Source organism: Cupriavidus sp. SIMBA_020, assembly GCF_046535395.1.
GTDB classification, from domain to species: Bacteria; Pseudomonadota; Gammaproteobacteria; order Burkholderiales; family Burkholderiaceae; genus Cupriavidus; species Cupriavidus campinensis.
Map to the genome: position 1 here is coordinate 1 of NZ_JAWRWU010000671.1, position 269 is coordinate 269.

1 pseudogene is annotated in these 269 nt (G+C 64.7%); it reads left to right on the top strand.

Features of this window, described 5'->3' with window-relative positions:
- Nucleotides 1-269, top strand: a pseudogene (locus SB751_RS31010) (TetR/AcrR family transcriptional regulator); the annotation flags it as partial.

The window sequence follows — 269 nt, forward strand, 5'->3', positions numbered from 1 at the left end:
CTCATCAACAACGAGAACCTGCACGAAGCGCGCTACCTGCACACGTCGACGCGGATCCGCGAGATGATGTCGCCGATCGTCGCGAAGCTCGGCAACGTGCTGATGCGCGGCCAGAAGGCCGGGCTGTTCCGCGGCGACGTCGATCCGCTGCACTTCTACGTGACGCTGTCAGGGCTCGGCTACTACATCGTGTCGAACCGCTTCACGCTCGCGGCGACGCTCGGGCGCGACTTCAGCGACGCCGACGAACGTGCGGAGATGGTCAGGAT